The organism is Bradyrhizobium sp. LB13.1 (assembly GCF_054056815.1).
The window spans coordinates 1,223,387-1,246,106 of sequence record NZ_JBSRYQ010000001.1 but is presented as its reverse complement, the minus strand read 5'-3'; the positions used below and the strand labels follow the sequence as shown (position 1 = coordinate 1,246,106).

Sequence of the window (22,720 nt, the reverse complement as noted above, 5' to 3'; positions counted from 1 at the left end):
AGGAGAGGAGAAGGGCACCGCTACTCCTGCATCATCTCGCCGCTGCCGCCGAACTCGGCCGGAAAATCCTTCAGCTTGGGCAGGCCGTCGCGCATTGGCAGCACTGTCTCGGCGTAATTGACGTGAACGCCGGGCGCGAATGCCAGCGTAGGGATGGTGGCGGTGAAGACATCGACCAGGCCGAGCGGCGGATGGTTGGTCATGAGATGGCCGCCGCACTTCCGGCAATATTTGCGCTGGCTGAGCGGTGTCTTGGTAAAGGTCTCGACGTTCTGTGCGCCTTCGGTGATGCGCACGGCTTCGGGCTTCCACAGGCTGAAGGCGTTCACCGGTCCGCCCGACCACGAGCGGCAGGAGCGGCAATGGCAATAACCCATCGCCTCCGGCGCGTCCGTGACCTCGATTGTGACCGCGCCGCAGAAGCAGCTTCCGACATGTTTCATTTGGTCGTCTCCGTTGATGAAGGTTTAAATTCCTCTCCCCGCTCCTGTTTGCCGGTAACTCGGCAGAACGGATGCGGGGCCGCGACGAGCTTTGCTCGCACTGATAGCGTCGGGGTCGGGGGGATTCACCCCGAGAAACGTTGAAGGCCGGGTCGGCAAGCTCCGTTACGCGCCTCGGCGCCGCCGCGCATCCTCCGTTCGGCCGACGCGGCGGAAATGCGCGCCAACTATAGTGACTTGCGCCAGGGAATAAGCATCGACACACGTTGTTTGTACTGCCGATACTCGTCGCCGAAGAGATCGACGAGGTCGTGCTCCTCCAGCGCAATGCCGACGAAGATGTAGAGCGTGGTCACGGCGGCGAACAGCAGATGGCCCGAGGTCATGACCGGCGCCGCCCAGAACGCGATGATGAAGCCGAGATAGATCGGATGGCGAACGAACTTGTAGAGCAGCGGCGTCTTGAAGCGCGCCGGCGACGCCTCCCTGCCGACGAGATGATTGGTCACCTGATGCAATCCGAACAACTCGAAGTGATTGATGATGAAGGTCGAGGTGAACACCAGGACCCAGCCCGCCAGCGACAGCGTGACGATCGTCACAGCAAGATCCGGGTTCGCGACGTCCCATATGACCGTGGGCAGCGGACGCCACTGCCAGAACAGGAGGAGCAATGACAGGCTCGCAAACAGCACATAGGTGCTGCGCTCGACCGGCTTGGGGACGTACTGCGTCCACCATGCCTTGAATTGCTGCCGCGCCATCACGCTGTGCTGGACCGCAAACAGGGCCATCAGGAGCAGATTGATGATGACGGCCTCGGCCGCGGGCGTGTCGGTCCCGGTGTCGATAGTCTTCGGCACCACCAGCCCCATGACGAAGCCGATGGCGTAGAGAATGGTGACAAAAAAAACGAGATACGCCGCAATTCCGTACAGAAAGGCGATGAACCTGAAAATGCGTGAGCCCGCAACCGGGCCGACGGGATGAACCTGATGATCAATTTGGGTCATAAACAGCTCCGTTGTGCCAAAACGCCGGCACTTCATTGGTCGCTGCACCATGCCGCATCGGAGTGCCGAAGACTTTTGCGGACGGTTGATTTTCGCCTGAGACGACTTTGATTTTTGCTTGAGACGACAGAAACGTGCGATTTCGCTTTGAAAACAACCTGCTCGACGGCGACCTGCGGGAACTGACCTGCAGCGGAGCCGCCGTTCCGTTGCAGCCGCAGGTGTTCGATCTCCTGCTCTATCTGGTGGCGCAGCGCACCCGTGTGGTCAGCAAGGATGACCTGATCAGCCAGATCTGGAGCGATCGGATCATTTCGGACTCCGCCCTGAACAGCCGGATCAACGCCGCGCGCAAGGCGCTCGGTGACGACGGTGCGAGCCAGCGGCTGATCAAGACCATTCCGCGCAAGGGCTTTCGTTTCGTCGGCGAAGTCCGGGAAGAATTGGCATTCGCCCCGCCGTCCGCTGAGCCCGTCGCTGCCCTGCCGCGTGCCCAGACGGAGCGTCCGGCGATTGCAGTGCTCGCTTTCGAGAACATGAGCGGCGATCCCGCACAGGACTATTTCGGCGACGGGATCAGCGAGGACATCCTCACCGCGTTGTCGAAGCAACGCTGGTTCCTGGTGATCGCCCGCAACTCGTCCTTCACCTACAAGGGACGCGCGGTCCACATCCGGCAGATCGCCCAGGAGCTCGGCGTCCGCTACATCGTCGAAGGCAGCGTGCGCAAGGCGGACAACCGGGTGCGCATCACCGCGCAGCTCAACGACGCCACAACCGGCAGCCATCTCTGGGCCGAGCGCTACGATCGCGAGCTGGTCGATGTGTTCGCCGTGCAAGACGAGATCACCAACGCGATCGCCGCGGCGATCGAGCCGCAGATTCATGCAGCGGAAAGTTTTCGCGCCCATCGCAAGCCCCCTGCGAGCCTGGACGCCTGGGACCTGCTGATGCGGGCGCTGTCGCATTACTGGCGCGTGACGCGGCGGGATCACGAGACCGCGCGGACGCTGCTGGAGCGTGCGGTCGAGATCGACCCGAACTACGGCCAGGCGCTGTCGGTGCTCGCGGCGAACCACATGTTCGGCGTGCATCTCGGCTGGACCGAGCTTGCCGTGGTGGCGCCGGCGGCGGAGGCCGCCGCGCTCGCCGCGGTGCGCTGCGACCATGAGGATGCCTGGGCGCATGCCGCGCTCGGCAGTGTCTGCTTCTCGACACGAAGACTTGCGGACGCACTGCCCGAGTTCGAGCAGGCGCTCGCGCTCAATCCGAACTTCTCGCTGGCGCAGAGCTATTACGCGCTGGCGCTGTCCTATGCCGGGCGGCCGAAGGAATCGTTCGAGGCAGCGCAGAGGGCAATGCGGCTCTCGCCGCGTGATCCGTCCCTGGCGATCTATCACGGCATCGCCGGCTATGCCCGCTTCACGGAGCGGCGCTATGGCGAGGCCATCGCGCTCGCGCGCGAGGCGATCCGCCACCGCGGCGACCTCACCGGCGCCTACCGCGTGCTCGCGGTTTCTGCCGGCATGACCGGCGACGGCGTGCTTGCGGAGATGGCGCTGAGCGAGCTCCGCCGCACCCAGCCCGGCATCTCGCTGCATTGGATCGCGACGCAATTGCCGTGGGCCAACGAGGCCGATCGCGAGCACTATATGGAGGGATTCCGGCGAGCGGGCTTGCGTTAGACGATCCGCATGCCGGGTCTACGTCGGGCTTCCGGCGCAGATGGACGACGACGTCGAGAGCCGCGCAATCTCGTGGCCCGGGAGCGCCTCGGGCATTTTGGTGAAGGTCTGGCCCTGGCCTGAGGCGCAGATGCGCTCGCGCGACGGCCCGCAGCGCTCGAGCCGGATGCGGGCGCGGCCGTCCTCGACCAGCCGGGTCCCGCCCGGATCGGGCGGCGCTGCGGCGCCGGCTTGGCCGCCAAAGGCCATCACGGGACGCGCTGTACATTTTTTGTGCGAACACTGTCGAGACTTTCATCTTGCGGCGCCGAATGGGACTATGTGAGCCTCGATAGCGGATGGGGACTGGGATGGGCCGGCCGCAGCTTAGCGCGCCACGACGTGCGAAGCGTTCGCGGCTGGTCTCGCTTGAGAAAGATACGACATGTCGAAACGAGTGTTGCTTGGACTCCTCCTGGCCTGCGGCCTCACGGCCCCGGCGCTGGCGCAAGAGCCGAAAACAGGGGGCGCGATCAATGTCGTGATCCAGCCCGAGCCGCCCGGCCTGATGATGGCGATGGTCCAGAACGGCCCGGTGCAGATGGTGGCGGGCAACATTTTCGAAGGCCTGCTTCGCTACAGCCCCAAGCTCGAACCGCAGCCGGAGCTCGCCGAGAGCTGGAGCGTCAGCGAAGACGCAAAAACCTACACCTTCAAGCTGAGGAAGGGCGTGACCTGGCATGACGGCAAGCCCTTCACCGCCGCCGACGTGCTGTTCTCGGTCGAGATGCTGAAGCAGACTCATGCGCGCGCCCGCAACAACCTCGCGCAGGTCGACAAGGTCGAGGCACCCGACGACACCACGGTGGTGTTCACACTGAAGCAGCCGTTCGGTCCGTTCCTCGGCATCTTCGAGGTCGGCTCGATGCCGATGGTACCGAAGCATCTCTATGAAGGCACCGACTGGAAGACCAATCCCTACAACAACGCCCCTGTCGGCACCGGCCCCTTCATGTTCAAGGAATGGCAGAAGGGCTCTTTCATCCGCCTGGTCAAGAACCCGAACTATTACGAGAAGGGCAAACCCTATCTCGACGATATCTACTGGCAGATCATTCCCGATGCCGCGGCGCGCTCCGTGGCGTACGAGACCGGCAAGGTCGACGTACTGCCCGGCGGCTCGGTCGAGAATTTCGACGTGCCCCGTCTCTCCAAGCTGAAGGACACCTGCGTCACCGGCGCCGGCTGGGAGTTCTTCTCGCCGCTGGCCTGGCTGTGGCTCAACAACCGCCAGGGTCCGCTCGCGGACAAGCGGGTGCGGCAGGCGATTATGTATGCGATCGACCGCGAGTTCGCCAAGGACGTGATCTGGAACGGGCTCGGCAAGGTTGCGACCGGCCCATCGGCCTCGACCATCAAATATTACACCGACGACGTGCCGAAGTACCCCTACGATCCCGCCAAGGCCAAGGCGCTGCTGAAGGAAGCCGGCTACAAGGGCGAGAAGATCCGCCTTCTGCCGCTCGCCTATGGCGAGACCTGGCAGCGCTGGGGTGAAGCCGTGAAGCAGAACCTTCAGGACGTCGGCATGAACATCGAGACTATCGCCACCGACGTTGCCGGCGGCAACCAGAAGATCGGCGACTGGGACTACGACATCGCCTTCACCTATCTCTACCAATACGGCGATCCTGCACTCGGCGTCGGCCGCAACTACGTCTCCAGCGCCATCGCCAAGGGCCAGGTGTTCAACAACGTCGAGGGCTACTCCAACCCGGAAATCGACAAGCTGTTCGCCGACGGCGCGGTGGCGACGCCCGACTCCAAGCGCAAGGAGATCTACGAGAAGGCGCAGAAGATCCTGGTCGAGGACGTGCCGGTGGCCTGGATGCTCGAGCTGCAATTCCCGACCATCATGCGCTGCAAGGTCAAGAACCTGATCACCACGGGCGTCGGGGTCAATGATGGCTTCAAGGACGCGTGGCTCGACAAGTGAGGAGACGCGCTCCGAACTCCCCTTACCTCTCCCGCTTGCGGGAGAGGTCGCTACGCTCGAAGAGCGTAGCGGGTGAGGGTTCTCTCCACTTGGCAATCCCTCTGCGGAAATACCCTCTCCCTCTCCCGCGAGCGGGAGAGGGGGCGCACCGCTGTTGCCGCTGCGTTCAACCTGATCTGATCGCCATCTAACAATGCTCTCCTTCATCGCTCAGCGTGCCCTGAAGGGCGTGATCGTCCTGCTCGCGATCGTCGTCCTCAATTTCTTCCTGATCCGGCTTGCGCCCGGCGACCCCGCGGTCGTGATGGCGGGCGAGGCCGGTGCAAGTGACCAGATCTTCGTCCAGCAGCTCAGGCAGAAGTTCGGCCTCGACAAGCCGCTGCCCGAGCAGCTCTTCGTCTACGTCAAGGGCGTCGTGACGCTCGACCTCGGCTTCTCCTTCCGCCAGCAGGCACCAGTGTCGAAGCTGATCCTGGAGCGGCTGCCGGCGACGCTGTTGCTGACGCTGACCGCGTTCGCGATCTCGCTGATGCTCGGCATCCTGTTCGGCGCCTTCGCGGCGCGCTTCGCGGGGACGTGGCTCGACACCGCCATCACGATCTTCGCGCTGATCTTCTACGCCATGCCGCTTTTCTGGGTGGCGCTAATGGGCATCCTGTTGTTCTCGGTCGCCGTCGATTGGCTGCCGAGCTTCGGCTACGAGACGGTCGGCGCCAATTTCACCGGTCTTGCCCATGTGGTCGATGTCGCAAGGCACCTGATCATGCCGGCGATGACGCTCGGCCTGTTCTTCATGGCGACCTACACCCGCATGACGCGCGCCTCGATGCTGGAGGTGAAGCGGCTCGACTTCGTCAAGACCGCGCGTGCGAAAGGCCTGTCCGATGCCGTGATCCAGCGCCGCCACGTGCTCCGCAACGCGCTGCTGCCCGTCGTGACGCTCGCCGGCGTCCATTCCGGCACGCTGATCGGCGGCGCCGTCATCACCGAGACCGTGTTCGCCTGGCCGGGCATCGGACGGCTGATGTACGACGCCCTGCTGCAGCGGGACTACAATCTACTGCTTGGTGTCTTCGTGATCTGCTCCGCCATGGTCCTGACATTCAATCTCATCACCGACCTGGTCTATCGCCTGGTCGACCCGCGCATCGAATTCACCGCATGAAACAGTTCTGGAAATCGATGCTGAGGAGCCCGAGCGGCGTCATCGGGCTCATCATCCTGCTTCTTGCGATCGCACTCGCGGTGTTCGGTCCGATGCTGTTCCCGAACTCGCCCTGGCGCATGGTGCAGCGGCCGTTCCTGCCGCCGTTCACGCTCTCGACCGTGCCGCTCGGCACCGACGCGCTCGGCCGCGACGTGTTCGCCGGCATGATCTTTGGCGCTCGCGTCTCGCTGCTTGTGGGCCTTGTCTCCACACTGGTGGCTCTGGTCGTCGGCCTGCCGATCGGCGCCATGGCCGGCTATTTCGGCGGCAAGGTCGACGACGCCTTGATGCGCTTCACCGAATTCTTCCAGACCATTCCGAGCTTTGCGCTCGCGATCGTGCTGGTCGCGATCCTGCAGCCCTCGATCTATTCGATCGTCGCCTCGATCGCATTGGTGAGCTGGCCGCCGGTCGCGCGTCTCGTCCGCGGCGAGGTGCTGTCGCTGCGCACGCGGGAGTACGTCCAGGCCGCCGTGGTGACTGGCCAGAGCAACACCTGGATCATCCTGCGCGAAATCCTGCCGAACACGCTGTCGCCGGTGATTGTGCTGGCCTCGCTGATGGTGGCGACCGCGATCCTCCTGGAATCCTCGCTGTCGTTCCTCGGCCTTGGCGATCCCAATCTGATCTCCTGGGGCTACATGGTCGGTGCCGGCCGCACCGTGATCCGCCAGGCCTGGTGGATCACCGTGTTTCCCGGCATCGCGATCCTGATCTCGGTGCTCGGCCTCAATTTGATCGGCGAAGGCCTCAACGACGCGCTCAATCCCCGCCTGTCGCGGGAGGGACGCTAAGAGATGACCGCACCGCCCGCGGTCTCCATCAAGAATCTGCGGATCGCGCTGCCCAAGGGCGCCGAGCGTCCCTTCGCCGTCGACGGCGTTTCGCTCGACCTGCGGCCCGGCAAGATCGTCTGCGTCGTCGGCGAGTCCGGCTCCGGCAAATCGATGTGCGCGCATGCGCTGATGGGCCTGTTGCCTGATACAGTCGCTGTCACCGCCGGCGAGATCCGGTTCGAAGGCCGCGACCTGCTCAAGCTCGACGATGACGGTTGGCGCGACCTGCGCGGCCGCCGGCTTGCGATGATTTTTCAGGAGCCGATGACCGCGCTCAACCCGTTGATGCGGATCGGCGACCAGATGGCGGAGATGTTCGAGGCACACGGCCTGCTCACGCCGAGGGAGCGGCGCGCAAGGGCACTGGCGCTGGCGCGGGAGGTCGGCCTGCCCGACCCCGAGCGCATCGTGCGCGCCTATCCGCACCAGCTCTCCGGCGGCCAGCGCCAGCGCGCCATGATCGCGATGGCGCTGGCGCTCGAACCGGCGGTGCTGGTCGCAGACGAGCCGACCACGGCGCTCGACGTCACGACGCAGGCACAGATCCTGAAGCTGATCCGCAACCTCCAGCGCAACCGCAACATGGCGGTGATGTTCATCACCCATGATTTCGGCGTGGTCTCCGACATCGCCGATCAGGTCGTGGTGCTCCGCCACGGCAAGGTCGTGGAGGAGGGTCCCGCTGCAACCGTCTTCAACGCGCCGCAGCACGACTACACCAAGGCGCTGCTCGCCGCGGTGCCGTCGATGGATCCGCCGGCGCGCGCGCCGCGGGACGATCAGGCCAGGGCCGTCGAGGTGATCGGATTGGACAAGACTTACGTCACCTCGGGCGGCTGGTTTCGCGAAGACTGCCGCGTCGATGCCGCGCGCGCGGTCAATTTCAACATCCTCAAGGGCGAGACGCTCGGTCTCGTCGGCGAATCTGGCTCCGGCAAATCGTCGGTGGCGCGGCTCGTGATGCGGCTGATCGAAGCCGACCGCGGCACGGTGCGGATCGGCGAGACCGATCTCACCTCACTCTCGGGCAAAGCGCTGCGCGCCGAGCGACATCGCATCCAGATGATCTTTCAGGATCCGTTCGCCTCGCTCAATCCGCGCCGCAAGGTCGGTCACATCATCGCCGACGGTCCTATCGCGGCGGGCACCGATCCGAAAGTGGCATTCGACCGCGCCCGCGATCTGCTCAGGATGGTCGGCCTCGATGCCGGCGCGCTCGAGCGCTATCCGCATGAATTCTCCGGCGGCCAGCGCCAGCGCATCGGCATTGCGCGCGCGCTCGCGCTCGAGCCTGAGATCATCGTCGCCGACGAAGCCGTCTCCGCGCTCGACGTCTCCGTGCAGGCGCAGGTCTTGAAGTTGCTCGAAGACCTCAAGGCACGCCTCGGCCTCTCGATGCTGTTCATCACCCACGATCTGCGCGTCGCAGCCCAAATCTGTGACCGGATCGCGGTGATGCAGCGCGGCGCCATCGTCGAGTTGAAACCGACCGCGCAGCTGTTCGCCGCGCCCGAGCATGCCTATACGCGCGAGCTGCTGGCCGCGGTACCGGGACGCAAGGAGCGCACGCCGGCGGCGTGAGACGAGCGGTATTCCGCTCTGGCGCCGATACTCGGCCGGATCGTCCTAGGAACAGGGCAGTCACGCGCTTGTTATTGCTCCATCAGCGTTGCTCCGGCTTCAAAGCGGCAAGCGGCGTCCTACATGCATGACATGACACACGTCATCTAATGATGACGTACCGACCAAGTTTTGGAGCGATCATGGGCGAAGTCATTCAGTTTGTCTCGAAATCGGAGCGCGAGCGAGAGCGCCTCATTCGGGAAGCGCGCGCGATCTACGACAGCATCTTCCCGCCGGCTGATCCGGTCAGCGACCAGTCGAGCGGAGGTACTGCGCGTCGCAGCGACGGAGGCAATTTCGCGTGATCAAGATCATCGCCGTGCTCTGCAACCTCGCCTCTCCGGCGAATTGTCATGAGCAAACCGTCACCACGTCCGATTTCGCCGAGGTCTCGATGCAGTCCTGCCTGATGGGCGCACCGCAGCTCGCCGAATGGATGAACCAGCATCCGGCCGAGCGCCTCGCCGGATGGCGCTGCGTGATCGGCCAACAGGGCCGCAGAGGCGCCTGAGATCGCAGGGACCAGATCGAACTCCGCGGTCCGGTTGAACCGTGACGGCGGCGCATCTCCAAGCTAGGATGGCATTTATCTGCCTGGCCAAGGGGAAGCCGGATGGAGGTCGCCAGCCTCGTTCTTCCTGTTTTCGCGATCATCGTCACCGGCTGGCTCGCCGGAGAGCTCGGCTATCTCTCCCGCTCGCTTGCCGATGCCCTGGTGCATTTCGCCTACAACGTCGCGATGCCGGCGCTACTGATCGTGACGATCGCCCAGGAGCCGGCACGCAATCTGCTGGAATGGCGCTTCCTGCTCGCGTTCGGCGGCGGGTCCCTGATCTGCTTTGCGCTGGTGTTCCTGGTGGTCCGCACGGGTGGCAAGCGCGATCTCGCCAGCAGCACCATCCATGGCATGGCCGCGGCGATGACCAATACCGGCTTCGTGGCCCTGCCGATCCTGCACGCGATCTACGGCCAGCCCGCCGTCCTGCCCGCAGCGGTGGCGACGGTGTTCGTGGCCGGCGTGATGTTTCCGCTCACCGTCGTCCTGCTGGAGAGGGACGCGCGCGGCCCGGCACATTCCGCCGGACTGGTGAAGCAAATCCTGCTCAATCCGATGGTCCTGTCGACCCTCATTGGTCTCGCATGGGCGATCACCGGCCTGCCAATTCCAGCGCCGGCCGTCGCCTATCTGAACATGATTGCCGCCGCGCTCACGCCCTGCGCGCTGTTTGCCATCGGACTAGGTCTGTCGGTCGAGGGACTGCGGTCGAACCTGAAGGCATCGTTCGCGCTCGCCGCCGTGAAACTGGTGGTGATGCCGCTGATCGTCTACGGACTCTGTGTGGTTTTGAGCCTCAGCCCGCTCGACACGGTCGCCGCCGTCATCTGCGCGGCAGTACCGACGGCGAAGACCGTGTATGTGCTGGCGCACGAACACAAGGTCGAGGAAAAGCTGGTCGCTGCCACGGTCTCGGTCACAACGATGCTGTCGGTCGCGACATTGCTGGTCGCGCTCTATCTTCTCTCTGGCCTCGCGACCGGCACACGGTGACCGGTATTGGACGTTCCCTATCTGAGGGGCGGGTTGGTGTTGTTCCAGGTCGGGACCGTGTTGGTGACGCCGACCGATGGCGTATTATACGTGCCGATTGACGGCGCCGTGACCGTCCCGACCGACTGCCCGGTCGACCCATAGGTCCTGGGCTGTGCCGCCGGCGATCCGGCGCTCCCATAGGTCGGAGCCACCACGCCGGTACTGTAAGATCGGCTCGACCGGTGCTTTTTGGCTTCAGCCGCAAGCGGCGCGGCAAGCAGCCCGATCGCGACGAGTGCCGCAAGGGCGGGTTTGATGCTTGTCATGGCTGATCCCTTCATACGCTGCCGGCCCCTTGTGCCATTTGTTCACTCAATGGACGATTTCCATAGGCTCCCGTTCATAACTCCGTGCGCGGGCGAAGGTGCCGGAGCGCGACTGCCGTTTCCGCTCAGATCAATGCCGAACGTCCTGCGCAAGCTCGCTCCAGTCCAGGCATGGACGGCAGAAGATTCGCCTGCTAGCGGATTTCGGTGCCAGCACCGCTGCCGAACGCGAAGAGGAAGAGGAAGTGCAATGTCTATTGCACGCCGGATCCCCGCTGGCGAGGTCACATGGATGACATCAGGGGCGGACTGCCTCGCCTTCGGATGGACCCGAATCAGCGCTAGTGCATTGACCTCAACGACTTCGCGCATTGAGGTGACATGACCGGCCCCGAACTGAAGCAACTCCGCAACGACCTCTCCGAGGCGCTTGAGCGCAAGCTCACCGCGGCCGACATGGCCCGGCTTTGCGGATTGCCGGAGCAGGGCGGCGTCGACACCATCCGACGCTGGGAGGTGAGCGGCCCGACACCATCGGCAACCAAGGTGCTGCGCGTGCTCGCGATGGCGAGCGAGCGCCATCCGATTCTGGAGAAGTTCGACGTCTTCGATCGCCATGACGTGCGCGAGCAAGACCGGCCCGCAAAGCGCGCTGCATTCCGCGAACAGATGCGCGATGAGGCGCGGCGCCGTCTTGGTTAATGAGACACGCGCGCAAGGTACCGGAACAGCGCTGGATTAAGTCTTCCTTCACCACTTCTTAAGCCGGCATTAAGCACGAAAATCATTTACAGGCCAATAAGTTAGGTTGGCTGCCGCTGTGCCATGCATGTGACAGCATTTTCGTCAAAAGCGAGCTATCTGCAAAACCAACGACGGCGCGGAAAGCGCGCCTGCCGGGGACCAAAGTGTTGGAGTTTGGACTATGAAGAAGATTCTGTTTGCGACCGTTGCGCTGCTCATGGTGGGCGCTGCTGCGCCGGCGATCGGTGCCGATCTCGGTAACCGCAATTATTACAAGGCGCCCGCGCCGGCCTATGCCGCGCCGATCTACAACTGGACCGGTTTCTACATCGGTGCGCATCTCGGTGGCGCATTCTCCAGCGACAACAATTTCAACGGCCTCTCCACCGGCAACAACGGTAACGGCCGTTTCCTCGGCGGCTTGCAGGCCGGTGCGGACTGGCAGTTCCACCCGAATTTCCTGGTCGGTGTCGAAGGCCAGTATTCCTGGCTCTCCGGTAGCGTCGGCGCGGTGTTCCCGGGCGGCGTCGCCTACACCAACGACCAGCGCGGCCTCGGCTCGATCACCGGCCGCGTCGGCTACACCTGGGGTCCGGGCCTCCTCTACGTGAAGGGCGGCTACGCTTACTCCGACAACAACGAGAAGGTCACTGTTGGCGGCGTGCCGGCCGCCTTCGTCATCGCTGGCGATCACCGCAACGGCTACACCGTCGGCGCCGGCCTCGAATACATGTTCGCCCCGAACTGGTCGGCCAAGGCCGAGTACCAGTACTACAATTTCGGCGACGCGCACTTCATCGGAGGTCCGCTGGCGGGCTCCGGCAACTTCACCACCGACGACCACACCATCAAGGCAGGCGTCAATTACCGCTTCAACTGGGCCAACTCGGCGGTCGCGCGCTACTGAACGGTTACCAAGACCTTATCGTGATGAAGGGCCGGCATTGTTGCCGGCCCTTCTTTTTTCGCTGTGCGGAACGCGCGCAACCAATTGAGCAACTTGCGAATTTTTAACCCGCTCCAAGGATACTCCGCGGCGAAAACATAAGATCATGGGTGGGGGAATTTCGATGGCGATCCGTCTTGGTGGCATTCTTGGCCCTGTCCTTGGCCGTTTCAAGCCTCGCTTCAAGATGCCGAAATGGGGCGTGCGCGGCAGCCTGTTCTCGGCCTTCGCAGTGATCGCAGGCATGGGCCTCCTGATCGCCGCAGGCGCCGGCTTCGTCTTCAACCATCTCGGCAGCACCATGATGGACCTGAGCGGCCGCGACATTCCGCGCCTCTCCGCGAGCCTTCAACTCGCATCGCAAAGCGCAACGCTTGCGGCGCAAGGGCCCGGCCTCCTGGCATCACCGTCCGACGAGGCGCTGAACGAACGCACCAAGAAGGTGCAGGAGATTCAGCAGCTCGCCATGGCCAAGCTTGGCGAGATCATCGAGCTCGGCGCCGACAAGCAGATCGCGACCGCACTGCGCGACACCGCCAAGAGCATCGACGAGGCGACCCAGAGCCTGGTGTCGGCCGCGCGCGAGCGGCTCGATACCGGCGCGCTGCACGACAAGCAGTATGAAGCGCTGCGCAAGGCGCAGCTCACCTTCGTCGGTGCGGCCGGTCCTGCCATGCTGGATGCGCAAACGCGCCTGAACGCGATTCTCGGCGCGGCGGAAGTTTCCGCCGATGATGCCACCGAAGCCGCCCGCACCGTCTCCCAGGTCGCGACCATCTCCGCGAACGGGAATCTGATGGCCGCCGACATGATGGCGGCGCTGTCGGCCAACAACAGCGACACGCTGGAGGCGATCGAGAAGGAGTTCAAGGCGACGCGCGACCGCGTCAAGTCGAACCTCGAGGACCTGCCGAACATGACCTCGATGCAGGCGGTGCGCGACACCGTGCAAAAGCTGTTCGCCTTCGGCGAGGGCAAGACCGGCGTGTTCAAGATCCGCCAGAAGGAGCTCGACGCCATCGACTACGGCCAGACCATTCTGGACGAGACCCGCAAGCTCAATGTCGGCCTCGGCATCAGCGTGCAGCAGCTCGTCGAGGGCGTGCAGAAGGAGACCAACGCGTCGACCTTCCAGGCGCGGCAGGAGATCTCGCTGGCGACGACCGCGATGCTGGCGCTCGGCGCGCTGATGCTGGTCGGCTCGGCGTTGTTCGTCTGGCTCTATGTCGGCCGCAACATCCTGCGCCGGATCACAGGCCTCCAGCGCGCCATGCAACTGCTCTCGGCCGGCGATCTCGACACCGAGATCGCGCGCGCGAAGCAGAATGACGAGATCGGCACGATGACGGATACGCTTCAGGTGTTCCGCGACAGCATGATCGAAGCCCGGACCCTCGCCGGCGAGCAGGACAAGGATCGGCTCGCCAAGGCCGAGCGCGCCGCGCGCATGGAGGCGAAGATCGCCGAGTTCGAGGGCACGGTGCGCTCCGCGCTCGACAATCTCGCGCAGTCGGCCAATTCGATGCAGACGACCGCGCAGAGCATGTCGAACACCGCCGACCAGTCCAACGCGCTGGTGAACGCAGTGGCGTCGGCCGCGGAGGAAACCTCGGTCAACGTGCAGACCGTGTCATCAGGCACCGAACAGCTGTCGTCCTCGATCCAGGAGATCAGCAAGCAGGTGATCACCTCCGCCGAGATCGCCAGGAAGGCCGTCGACGAAGCCGGCTCGACGGACGCCACGGTGCAGAGCCTTGCCGACAGCGCGAGCCGCATCAACGTCGTGGTCGATTTGATCCAGACCATCGCCTCGCAGACCAATCTGCTCGCCCTCAACGCCACCATCGAGGCGGCGCGCGCGGGCGAGGCCGGCCGCGGCTTCGCGGTGGTCGCCTCCGAGGTGAAGAGCCTCGCGAGCCAGACTGCCAAGGCAACGGAAGAGATCCGCACCCAGATCGCCAGCATGCAGCAGGTCACCACCTCGGCAGTCGGCGCGATCCAGGGCATCGGCCGGATCATCGGAGAGATCAACGACGTCACCACGACGATCGCCGCCGCGGTCGAGGAGCAGGGCGCGGCGACCCGCGAGATCGCCCGCAACATCCAGCATGCGGCCGGCGGCACCAGCGAGGTCTCCAGCAACATCGTCGGCGTCTCCACGGCTTCGGCGGAAGCCGGCGCAGCAGCGAACGAAGTGCTGGGCGCCTCCGACGCGCTCCGCCGCGAAGCCGACATGCTGCGCGGAGAGATCGACGCGTTCCTCAACAACATACGGGCGGCGTAAGCCGCCGCCGGCCTGTCGTGGCTCCATCCGGGTCACGGAAAAACCCCTTGCGGTATGACGGCCATGCGACGGCCGCCGCGCGGCTTTTTTCGGCTGGCGCGCCGCAGCCAGTGGGTTTAAGCCGGTAGAATGAACGCAAAAACCGACACCGTGCAGTCCTCCGCCGAGGCCCTGCGCTATCCATGGGAACAGCATCCCGGCCCCGAAGAGGTCGTCGAGGTGAAGCCGGGCGTATTGTGGGCGCGGCTGAAACTGCCGTTCCGCCTCAACCACGTGAACATCTACCTGCTCGCCGACGGCGACGGCTATGCCATCGTCGACACCGGCTTCGGCAACGAGGAGACGATCGAGGCCTGGACCAAGCTGTTCGACGGGCCGCTGAAGGGCGTCAACATCACGCGCCTGATCGTGACCCATTCCCATCCCGATCATGTCGGTCTGGCCGGGTGGATCGTCGAGCGATTCAACTGCCCGCTGGTGATGTCGCAGGTCGAATATCTGCAATCGGTCTATCACCAGAACCGCGGCACGGAGGAGCGCCAGCAGGCGCAACGGCTGTTCTTCCGCCGCCACGGCATGGACGAGTCGCTCACCGAAAAACTGCTCGGCCGCGGCCAGGATTATCTCAAGCGTGTCTCGGTGCTGCCGCCGTCCTACCGCCGCATCTCGCATGGCGACGACGTCGTGATCGGCACGCGCCGCTTCAAAGTGATCACCGGCGGCGGTCACGCGCTCGACCAGGTGATGCTGTATTGCGCCGACGACAAGTTGTTCCTTTCGGCCGACCAGGTGCTGAGCAAAATCTCGCCGAACGTCAGCGTGTGGGCGGTCGAACCCGACCAGAACTCGCTCGGCGAATATCTGGCCTCGCTCGCCAGCCTCACCACGACGCTGCCCTATGATGTGCTGGTGCTGCCGGGCCATGGCGTGCCGTTCTACGGGCTGAAGCCCCGCATCAAGCAGCTGGCCGATCACCACGAGGAGCGCTGCCGCCTGATCGCGGAAGCCTGCCGCGAAGTGCCACAGACCTCGCGCGCCTTGGTGCCCGTCGTGTTCAACAAGCACGTGCTCGACGAACACCAGATGGGTTTTGCCGCCGGCGAGTTGGTCGCCCATGTCAACTACATGATCGTCGAGGGCCGGCTGACGGCGGAGACGAAAGACGGCGTGCTTCAATTCAGAACGAGTTGAGCACTGACTTCAATTCAACTGATGGTGCAGAGCAACATTGCATCTCGCGCGAACTTGATCGGATCAAGTTTCAAATCGCACGATAGGGCATTTTGCCCAAATGCCCCGCAGGTCCAAATGTGGGATAGCGCATAGACATTAGAGCTGGAATAGCTCTAAGAAGATGCCGCCCTTTGGTCAGTTCCGTTGCAGGTTTGACGATGGATTACAGCCAGTTTTTCAATTCCGCCCTTGATCGCCTCCACACTGAGCGGCGCTACCGCGTGTTCGCCGATCTCGAGCGCATCGCCGGCCGGTTCCCGCATGCGCTCTGGCACTCGCCCAAGGGCAAGCGCGACGTCGTGATCTGGTGCTCCAACGATTATCTCGGCATGGGCCAGCACCCGAAGGTGATCGGCGCGATGGTCGAGACCGCGACGCGCGTCGGCACCGGCGCCGGCGGCACCCGCAACATCGCCGGCACGCATCATCCGCTGGTGCAGCTCGAGGCCGAGCTCGCCGATCTCCATGGCAAGGACGCCTCGCTGCTCTTCACGTCCGGCTACGTCTCGAACCAGACCGGCATCGCGACCATCGCGAAGCTCATTCCGAACTGCCTCATTCTGTCGGACGAGCTCAACCACAACTCGATGATCGAAGGCATCCGCCAGTCCGGCTGCGAGCGGGTCGTGTTCCGCCACAACGATCTCGCCGATCTCGAAGCGCTATTGAAGGCTGCGGGCCCGAGCCGGCCCAAGCTGATCGCCTGCGAGAGCCTTTATTCGATGGACGGCGATATCGCCCCGCTCGCAAAAATCTGCGATCTCGCCGAGAAGTACGGCGCGATGACCTATGTCGACGAAGTCCACGCCGTCGGCATGTACGGCCCCCGGGGCGGCGGCATCGCCGAGCGCGACGGCGTGATGCATCGCATCGACATTCTCGAAGGCACGCTCGCCAAGGCGTTCGGCTGCCTCGGCGGTTACATCGCCGCCAACGGACAGATCATCGACGCCGTGCGCTCTTATGCGCCGGGCTTCATCTTCACCACCGCGCTGCCGCCGGCGATCTGCTCGGCCGCCACCGCTGCGATCAAGCATCTGAAGACGTCGAACTGGGAGCGCGAGCGCCACCAGGACCGCGCCGCCCGGGTCAAGGCGATCCTCAACGCCGCCGGCCTGCCGGTGATGTCGAGCGACACCCACATCGTGCCGCTGTTCATCGGCGATGCCGAGAAGTGCAAGCAGGCTTCCGACCTCTTGCTCGAACAGCACGGCATCTACATCCAGCCGATCAACTATCCGACGGTCGCCAAGGGCACCGAGCGCCTGCGCATCACGCCCTCGCCCTATCACGACGACGGCCTGGTGGATCAGCTCGCCGAAGCCCTGCTGCAGGTATGGGACCGCCTCGGTCTGCCGCTGCGCGAGAAGTCGCTGGCGGCGGAGTAGCTCCGGGTCGTCCTGGCGAAAGCCTGGACCCATTACCCCGACTGTGAATTGTTGCGCTCGCTGGGGCCATCATAGGGGTGCCCATAACCATGTCCGGCTGTTATGCGTCCCGGGCTTTCGCCAGGACGACGTTGGGGTTTGCACCTTAACGACAACCCCAGTTCCCGCGCCCGCACGGCATTTGGCTGTCGCCTGCCGCCGCCCAACGCGCTAGATTTACGGGGAAAATGAGATCGGGCGCTGCCAGCGCGCCCAGGGAGAAGCACGCTCGCCATGCTGCACGACTGGGGCGTGATCGCCGCCGCCTTCGGCTATATCGGCTTTCTGTTCCTGGTGGCGAGCCATGGCGACCGCCGCTCGCCGGCCGGGCGCGGCCGCGCCTCCGGGCTGATCTATCCGCTGTCGCTGGCGATCTACTGCACCTCCTGGACCTTCTTCGGCTCGGTCGGCTTCGCCACCCGCACGTCCACCGACTTCCTCGCGATCTATGTCGGCCCGATCCTGATGATCGGGCTCGGAGCCGGCGTACTCCGCCGCGTGATCCAGCTCGCGAAAGCCCACAACATCACCTCGATCGCCGACTTCATCGGCGCGCGCTATGGCAAGAGCCAGGCGGTGGCGGCGACCGTCGCGCTGATCGCGATCATCGGCTCGGTGCCCTATATCGCGCTCCAGCTCAAGGCGGTCGCCTCCTCGCTCGAAACCATCCTGGGCGAAGACCAGGCCTTCTCTCACATCCCCATCGTCGGCGACATGGCGCTGATGGTGACGCTGGCGATGGCGGCCTTCGCGGTGCTGTTCGGCACGCGGCAGACCGACGCCACCGAGCATCAGCACGGCCTGATGCTGGCGGTCGCAACCGAATCCATCATCAAGCTGGTCGCCTTCCTCACCGCCGGCATCTTCGTCACGTTCTGGATGTTCTCGCCGCACGAACTGATCGAGCGCGCCATGAAGACCCCGGAGGCGGTGCGCGCCATCAACTATTCGCCGTCGATCGGCAACTTCCTGACCATGACGCTGCTGTCGCTGTGCGCGATCATGCTGCTGCCGCGCCAGTTCCACGTCAGCGTGGTGGAAAATTCCTCGGATGCCGAGGTCGGCCGCGCGCGCTGGTTGTTTCCGCTCTACCTCGTCGCCATCAATCTGTTCGTGATCCCGATCGCGCTCGCCGGCCTCATCAGCTTCCCGTTCGGCACCGCCGATCCTGACATGTACGTGCTGGCGCTGCCGATGGAAGGCGGCGCGAATCTGCTCAGCGTCGCCGTCTTCGTCGGCGGCCTGTCGGCGGCGACCGCGATGGTGATCGTCGAATGCGTCGCGCTCTCCATCATGGTCTCGAACGACCTCGTGATGCCGCTGGTGCTGCAACGACGGCCGGAAGGACGCACCGGCGGCGCCGATTTCAGCGACTTCCTGTTGCGCTCGCGCCGGCTCGCGATCTTCGCCATCATGGTGATGGCCTACTTCTACTACCGCGCGCTCGGCAACACCCAGCTCGCGGCAATCGGCCTGCTGTCTTTTGCCGCCATTGCCCAGCTTGCACCAAGCTTCTTCGGCGGACTGCTGTGGCGGCGCGCGACCGCGCGCGGCGCCATCGGCGGCATGCTGGTCGGCTTCGTGGTGTGGCTCTACACGCTGTTCATCCCGAGCTTCATGGATTCCTCGACTTCGGGCATCCTGCTGCTCCAGCACGGCCCGTTCGGGATCGAGGCGCTGCGGCCGCAGGCGCTGTTCGGCGCGGACCTGCCGCCGCTGATGCACGGCGTCATCTGGTCGCTGTCGCTCAATATCCTCACCTATGTGCTGCTGTCGCTGGCGCGCCGGCCGTCTTCGATCGAGCTGGTGCAAGCCGATCTGTTCGTGCCCAATACGCTGGCGCCGATCTCGCCGAACTTCCGCCGCTGGCGCACCACCGTCACGGTGCAGGACATCCAGACCACGGTGGCGCAATATCTCGGGCCGGACCGCGCGCGGCATTCGTTCGAGGCATTCACCGCGCGGCGCAATGTGCGGCTGGAGCACGGGGCACCCGCCGATTTCGAGCTGCTGCAGCACGCCGAGCACCTGATCGCCTCCTCGATCGGCGCGGCCTCCTCGCGTCTCGTGATGTCGCTGCTGCTGCGCAAGCGGACGGTCTCCGCCAAGGCTGCGCTCAAGCTGCTCGACGATTCCCATGCGGCGCTGCATTTCAATCGCGAGATCCTCCAGACCGCGCTCAACCATGTGCGTCAGGGCATCGCGGTGTTCGATGCCGATCTGCAATTGATCTGTTCCAACCGACAGTTCGGCGATCTCCTCAACGTTCCCCCGCATTTCATCCAGTTCGGCACCCCGTTGCGTGAAATCCTCGAATTCATGGGCGTGAGCGAGCCGAACGATCCGGTCGAGCGCGAGGCCATGCTGGAACGCCGGCTCGCAGCTTACACCACCGACAGCGAGCCTTATCTGGAGCGCCTGCCCGATCGCCACATGGTGATCGAGATTTTGACCAACCGCATGCCTGGCGGCGGCTTCGTCATCACCTTCACCGACGTCACCCCCACCTTCGAGGCGGCCGCAGCGCTGGAGCGCGCCAATGCGACGCTGGAAAAGCGGGTGCGCGACCGTACCGAGGAGCTGACCCGGCTGAATTCCGAGCTGGCTCAGGCCAAGAGCGCGGCCGAAGACGCCAGCATCTCCAAGACGCGGTTCCTTGCCGCCGCCAGCCACGACATTCTCCAGCCGCTGAACGCGGCGCGGCTCTATGTCACGAGCCTGGTCGAGCGCCAGCACAGCGGCGAGGAGACGCGGCTGGTCGAGAACATCGACGAATCGCTGCAGGCGATCGAGGAGATCCTCGGCGCGCTGCTCGACATCTCCCGGCTCGACGCCGGCGCGATGACGACCTCGATCTCGAGCTTCAAGATGGCCGATCTGATGCGTTCGCTGGAGATCGAGTTTGCGCCGATCGCACGCGCCAAGAATTTGGAGCTCGCCTTCGTGCCCTGCTCGCTGCCGGTCGAGTCGGACCGCTTGCTGCTGCGGCGCCTGCTTCAGAACCTGATCTCCAACGCGATCAAATACACACCGCGTGGCCGCGTGCTGGTCGGCTGCCGCCGCCAAGGCCCCTCGCTCAATATCTGCGTCTACGACACCGGCGTCGGCATCCCGGCGGTCAAGCGCGGCGAGATCTTCAAGGAATTCCACCGCCTCGAGCAGGGCGCGCGGATCGCCCGCGGCCTCGGCCTTGGCCTGTCGATCGTCGAACGTTTGGCTCGCGTGCTCGACCACGGCATCGCCATCGATTCCAATGTCGGCGGCGGCTCGGTGTTTTCCGTGACGGTACCGACGGCGAAGGCGATCACCCACACCGCGGCCGTGACCAGCGCGACGCCGCTCGCACGCACGTCGATCTCGGGTACCCTGATCGTCTGCATCGAGAACGACGCCGCGATCCTCGACGGCATGCGCACGCTGCTGAAGGCCTGGGACGCCGAAGTGATCGCGGTCGCCGATCCCGAAGGCGCGATCGCCGCGATCGAAACTGCCGGCCGCCGCGTGACGGGCCTGCTGGTCGACTACCATCTCGACCGCGGCAACGGCATCGCCGCGATCCGCGACATCCGCCGCCGCTTCGGCGGCGGCATTCCCGCGATCCTCATCACCGCCGACCGCAGCCCCGCCGTGCAAATGGCTGCGCGCGACGAAAAGGTCGCGGTGCTCAACAAGCCGGTCAAGCCGGCTTCGCTCCGCGCCCTGCTCGGCCAGTGGCGCACGCAGCAGATGGTGGCGGCGGAGTGAGCCTCCGCTCTCAGGGCGCAAGCCTCGTAAACACGTAGTCGCGGCTCTTCACACGAGCTTCGTGGCAGGCGAAGCAGGTGCGATGCTGAGCCTCGTCGACCGGCCTGCCGTTGACGAAGCGACCAAATCCCCAGCCGCCGGTCGAGGCATATTTTCTGGAATCCTTGACCATCACCTGGACGGTGGTGGCCTCACCGGGAATCGTCGCGGACGCAAATTCGGGGGATTGCTTCCGCTTCCAGGCGCGTTTGACCAGAATTGTGCCGTCCGGAAACGGAAGCTTGCCGCCTTGATAGGCATCGATCGCGGTGCTGTTGCCGACGACGGCACGCAGCTCGTCCAAGGGAGCCGCCTCTTCGGCCGGCGCGATCAGCTGCCACTGCTTGTAGCCTTCCGGGACAGTGACGCCGAAGATCGGCGAGGCATCGGCCTCGCCCTGCGCGAAAGCGATCGTGACCAGATACGGCACGCATGTCAGGACAACGACGAGGAGGAGCGCAGCCAGCACGATCATCGTCGTGTAGGATGGAAATTTGGTCTTTTCAGATTTCATCGTCATGACGCTTCATCAAGCTGGGATCACGTGTGAGGCCTCGGCCCAGCCGCGCTGGACCGAGGAGTCGAGCAAAATCCTCAGGCGCCGCCGTCGGCGTCGATGACGGCCTTGGCAAAGGCTTGCGGTGCTTCCTGAGGCAGATTGTGGCCGACGCCACCGGTGATCAGGCGATAGTCGTACCGGCCTGAGAACTTCTTGGCATAGGCGCTTGGGTCGGGATGCGGTGCACCGTTGGCGTCGCCTTCCATCGTGATCGTCGGCACGTCGATAACCGGAGCCGCCGCGAGCTTCTTTTCGAGTTGCTCGTATTTCGCTTCGCCCTGGGCGAGCCCGAGCCGCCAGCGGTAATTGTGGATCGTGATCGCGACGTGATCCTTGTTGTCCAGCGCCGCCGCGCTCCGGTCGAAGGTCGCGTCGTCGAACTTCCACTGCGGCGAAGCGAGCTTCCAGATCAGTTTTGCGAAATCATGCGTGTACTTCTCGTATCCGGCGCGGCCGCGCTCCGTCGCGAAATAGAACTGGTACCACCATTGCAGCTCGGCCGACGGCGGCAGCGGCGCGTTGCCCGCGGCCTGGCTGGAGATCAGATAGCCGCTGACCGACACCAGCGCGCGGCAGCGCTCCGGCCACAGCGCGGCGATGATATCGGCGGTGCGCGCGCCCCAGTCGAAACCGGCGACGACCGCCTTCTTGATGTCGAGCTTGTCCATCAGCGCAATGATGTCGACGGCCATGGCGGCCGGCTCGCCGTTGCGGGGCGTCTCGCCAGAGAGGAAGTGCGTCGAGCCGTAACCGCGCAGATAAGGGATGATGACGCGATAGCCGGCCTTTGCCAGGATCGGCGCGACATCGACGAAGGCGTGAATGTCGTAAGGCCAGCCGTGCAGCAGGATCGCGACGGGACCGTTCGCAGGACCGGCCTCCGCGTAGCCGACGTTGAGGACGCCGGCATCGATCTGCTTGATCGCGCCGAACGACGCATTCGTCGCGGAGGAGCGCGGCGCTTCCGATTCGGCGCGGGCGAGGCCGATCACGCCAAGGCCGGCGGCGACGGTTCCCGCCGCCACGCCGAAAAACTGACGCCGGTGCTGGTCAATGATCTGTTTCATGGTGTTGCTACCTTGTTGATGGTTGGTTGGTGTTGGTG

Annotated in this window: 20 protein-coding genes; 14 read left to right on the top strand and 6 right to left on the bottom strand. The window is 64.5% G+C overall.

What is annotated here, in order from left to right; genetic code table 11:
• Positions 1–20: 20 nt before the first annotated feature.
• Both ACVWYI_RS05840 and mddA read right to left on the bottom strand, forming a co-directional pair.
• A complete protein-coding gene (locus ACVWYI_RS05840; RefSeq protein WP_247344269.1) occupies positions 21–443 on the bottom strand; it encodes a GFA family protein in 423 nt (140 codons plus the stop codon).
• Positions 444–670: 227 nt separating this feature from the next.
• Entirely contained in the window at positions 671–1,456 is a 786-nt protein-coding gene (mddA, locus tag ACVWYI_RS05835) for a methanethiol S-methyltransferase (protein WP_456661475.1), read from the bottom strand.
• Positions 1,457–1,590: 134 nt separating this feature from the next.
• Here mddA and ACVWYI_RS05830 point away from each other — a divergent pair, with 134 nt between their 5' ends.
• Positions 1,591–3,141 (top strand): winged helix-turn-helix domain-containing protein, encoded by a 1,551-nt coding sequence (locus ACVWYI_RS05830; protein ID WP_456661474.1) that lies wholly within the window; start codon positions 1,591–1,593, stop codon positions 3,139–3,141.
• 18 nt (positions 3,142–3,159) lie between these two features.
• Here the strand turns inward: ACVWYI_RS05830 and ACVWYI_RS05825 are convergent, their stop codons facing one another.
• Positions 3,160–3,393: a hypothetical protein gene (locus tag ACVWYI_RS05825; protein WP_456661473.1), complete on the bottom strand. Its 234-nt coding sequence runs from the start codon at positions 3,391–3,393 to the stop codon at positions 3,160–3,162.
• Positions 3,394–3,565: 172 nt separating this feature from the next.
• On the opposite strand from ACVWYI_RS05825, the gene ACVWYI_RS05820 reads away from it, so the two are divergent.
• The 7 genes from ACVWYI_RS05820 to ACVWYI_RS05790 all read left to right on the top strand — a co-directional run bounded on the left by ACVWYI_RS05820 (position 3,566) and on the right by ACVWYI_RS05790 (position 10,331).
• Positions 3,566–5,116 carry an ABC transporter substrate-binding protein gene (locus ACVWYI_RS05820; protein WP_456661472.1) on the top strand — a complete coding sequence of 517 codons (1,551 nt, stop codon included), beginning with the start codon at positions 3,566–3,568 and terminating at the stop codon, positions 5,114–5,116.
• 193 nt (positions 5,117–5,309) lie between these two features.
• Positions 5,310–6,281, top strand: a complete 972-nt coding sequence (locus ACVWYI_RS05815; protein WP_456661471.1) for an ABC transporter permease — start codon at positions 5,310–5,312, stop codon at positions 6,279–6,281.
• Complete coding sequence (locus tag ACVWYI_RS05810; RefSeq protein ID WP_456661470.1) at positions 6,278–7,117, top strand: ABC transporter permease; 840 nt, start codon at positions 6,278–6,280, stop codon at positions 7,115–7,117. Before ACVWYI_RS05815 ends, ACVWYI_RS05810 begins: the two co-directional genes overlap by 4 nt.
• A 3-nt stretch (positions 7,118–7,120) precedes the next feature.
• Positions 7,121–8,740 (top strand): ABC transporter ATP-binding protein, encoded by a 1,620-nt coding sequence (locus ACVWYI_RS05805; RefSeq protein ID WP_456661469.1) that lies wholly within the window; start codon positions 7,121–7,123, stop codon positions 8,738–8,740.
• 182 nt (positions 8,741–8,922) lie between these two features.
• Positions 8,923–9,087: a hypothetical protein gene (locus ACVWYI_RS05800; RefSeq protein ID WP_247344290.1), complete on the top strand. Its 165-nt coding sequence runs from the start codon at positions 8,923–8,925 to the stop codon at positions 9,085–9,087.
• Positions 9,084–9,293: a hypothetical protein gene (locus tag ACVWYI_RS05795; protein ID WP_247344293.1), complete on the top strand. Its 210-nt coding sequence runs from the start codon at positions 9,084–9,086 to the stop codon at positions 9,291–9,293. The genes ACVWYI_RS05800 and ACVWYI_RS05795 overlap by 4 nt, the downstream gene beginning before the upstream one ends.
• Before the next feature lie 102 nt (positions 9,294–9,395).
• Positions 9,396–10,331 (top strand): AEC family transporter, encoded by a 936-nt coding sequence (locus tag ACVWYI_RS05790; protein ID WP_456661468.1) that lies wholly within the window; start codon positions 9,396–9,398, stop codon positions 10,329–10,331.
• A gap of 17 nt (positions 10,332–10,348) precedes the next feature.
• On the opposite strand, the gene ACVWYI_RS05785 is transcribed toward ACVWYI_RS05790, so the two are convergent.
• Positions 10,349–10,639: a hypothetical protein gene (locus tag ACVWYI_RS05785; protein WP_247344298.1), complete on the bottom strand. Its 291-nt coding sequence runs from the start codon at positions 10,637–10,639 to the stop codon at positions 10,349–10,351.
• A 381-nt stretch (positions 10,640–11,020) separates the two neighbouring features.
• On the opposite strand from ACVWYI_RS05785, the gene ACVWYI_RS05780 reads away from it, so the two are divergent.
• From ACVWYI_RS05780 to ACVWYI_RS05755, 6 genes are all read left to right on the top strand, one after another.
• The gene (locus ACVWYI_RS05780; RefSeq protein ID WP_247344301.1) at positions 11,021–11,341 is read left to right on the top strand and encodes a hypothetical protein; all 321 of its coding nucleotides are present in this window, start codon (positions 11,021–11,023) and stop codon (positions 11,339–11,341) included.
• Positions 11,342–11,564: 223 nt separating this feature from the next.
• Complete coding sequence (locus ACVWYI_RS05775) at positions 11,565–12,290, top strand: outer membrane protein (RefSeq protein WP_456661467.1); 726 nt, start codon at positions 11,565–11,567, stop codon at positions 12,288–12,290.
• 163 nt (positions 12,291–12,453) lie between these two features.
• Positions 12,454–14,613 (top strand): methyl-accepting chemotaxis protein, encoded by a 2,160-nt coding sequence (locus ACVWYI_RS05770; protein WP_456661466.1) that lies wholly within the window; start codon positions 12,454–12,456, stop codon positions 14,611–14,613.
• A 129-nt stretch (positions 14,614–14,742) separates the two neighbouring features.
• Positions 14,743–15,804 carry an MBL fold metallo-hydrolase gene (locus ACVWYI_RS05765; RefSeq protein WP_247344308.1) on the top strand — a complete coding sequence of 354 codons (1,062 nt, stop codon included), beginning with the start codon at positions 14,743–14,745 and terminating at the stop codon, positions 15,802–15,804.
• Between the two features lie 200 nt (positions 15,805–16,004).
• Positions 16,005–17,234 (top strand): 5-aminolevulinate synthase, encoded by a 1,230-nt coding sequence (hemA, locus tag ACVWYI_RS05760; RefSeq protein ID WP_456661465.1) that lies wholly within the window; start codon positions 16,005–16,007, stop codon positions 17,232–17,234.
• Between the two features lie 273 nt (positions 17,235–17,507).
• Positions 17,508–21,017 (top strand): PAS domain-containing hybrid sensor histidine kinase/response regulator, encoded by a 3,510-nt coding sequence (locus ACVWYI_RS05755; protein WP_456661464.1) that lies wholly within the window; start codon positions 17,508–17,510, stop codon positions 21,015–21,017.
• Between the two features lie 10 nt (positions 21,018–21,027).
• Here the strand turns inward: ACVWYI_RS05755 and ACVWYI_RS05750 are convergent, their stop codons facing one another.
• Both ACVWYI_RS05750 and ACVWYI_RS05745 read right to left on the bottom strand, forming a co-directional pair.
• Positions 21,028–21,531, bottom strand: a complete 504-nt coding sequence (locus tag ACVWYI_RS05750) for a cytochrome P460 family protein (protein ID WP_456664481.1) — start codon at positions 21,529–21,531, stop codon at positions 21,028–21,030.
• A gap of 119 nt (positions 21,532–21,650) precedes the next feature.
• Positions 21,651–22,682, bottom strand: a complete 1,032-nt coding sequence (locus ACVWYI_RS05745; protein ID WP_456661463.1) for an alpha/beta fold hydrolase — start codon at positions 22,680–22,682, stop codon at positions 21,651–21,653.
• Positions 22,683–22,720 lie beyond the last annotated feature (38 nt).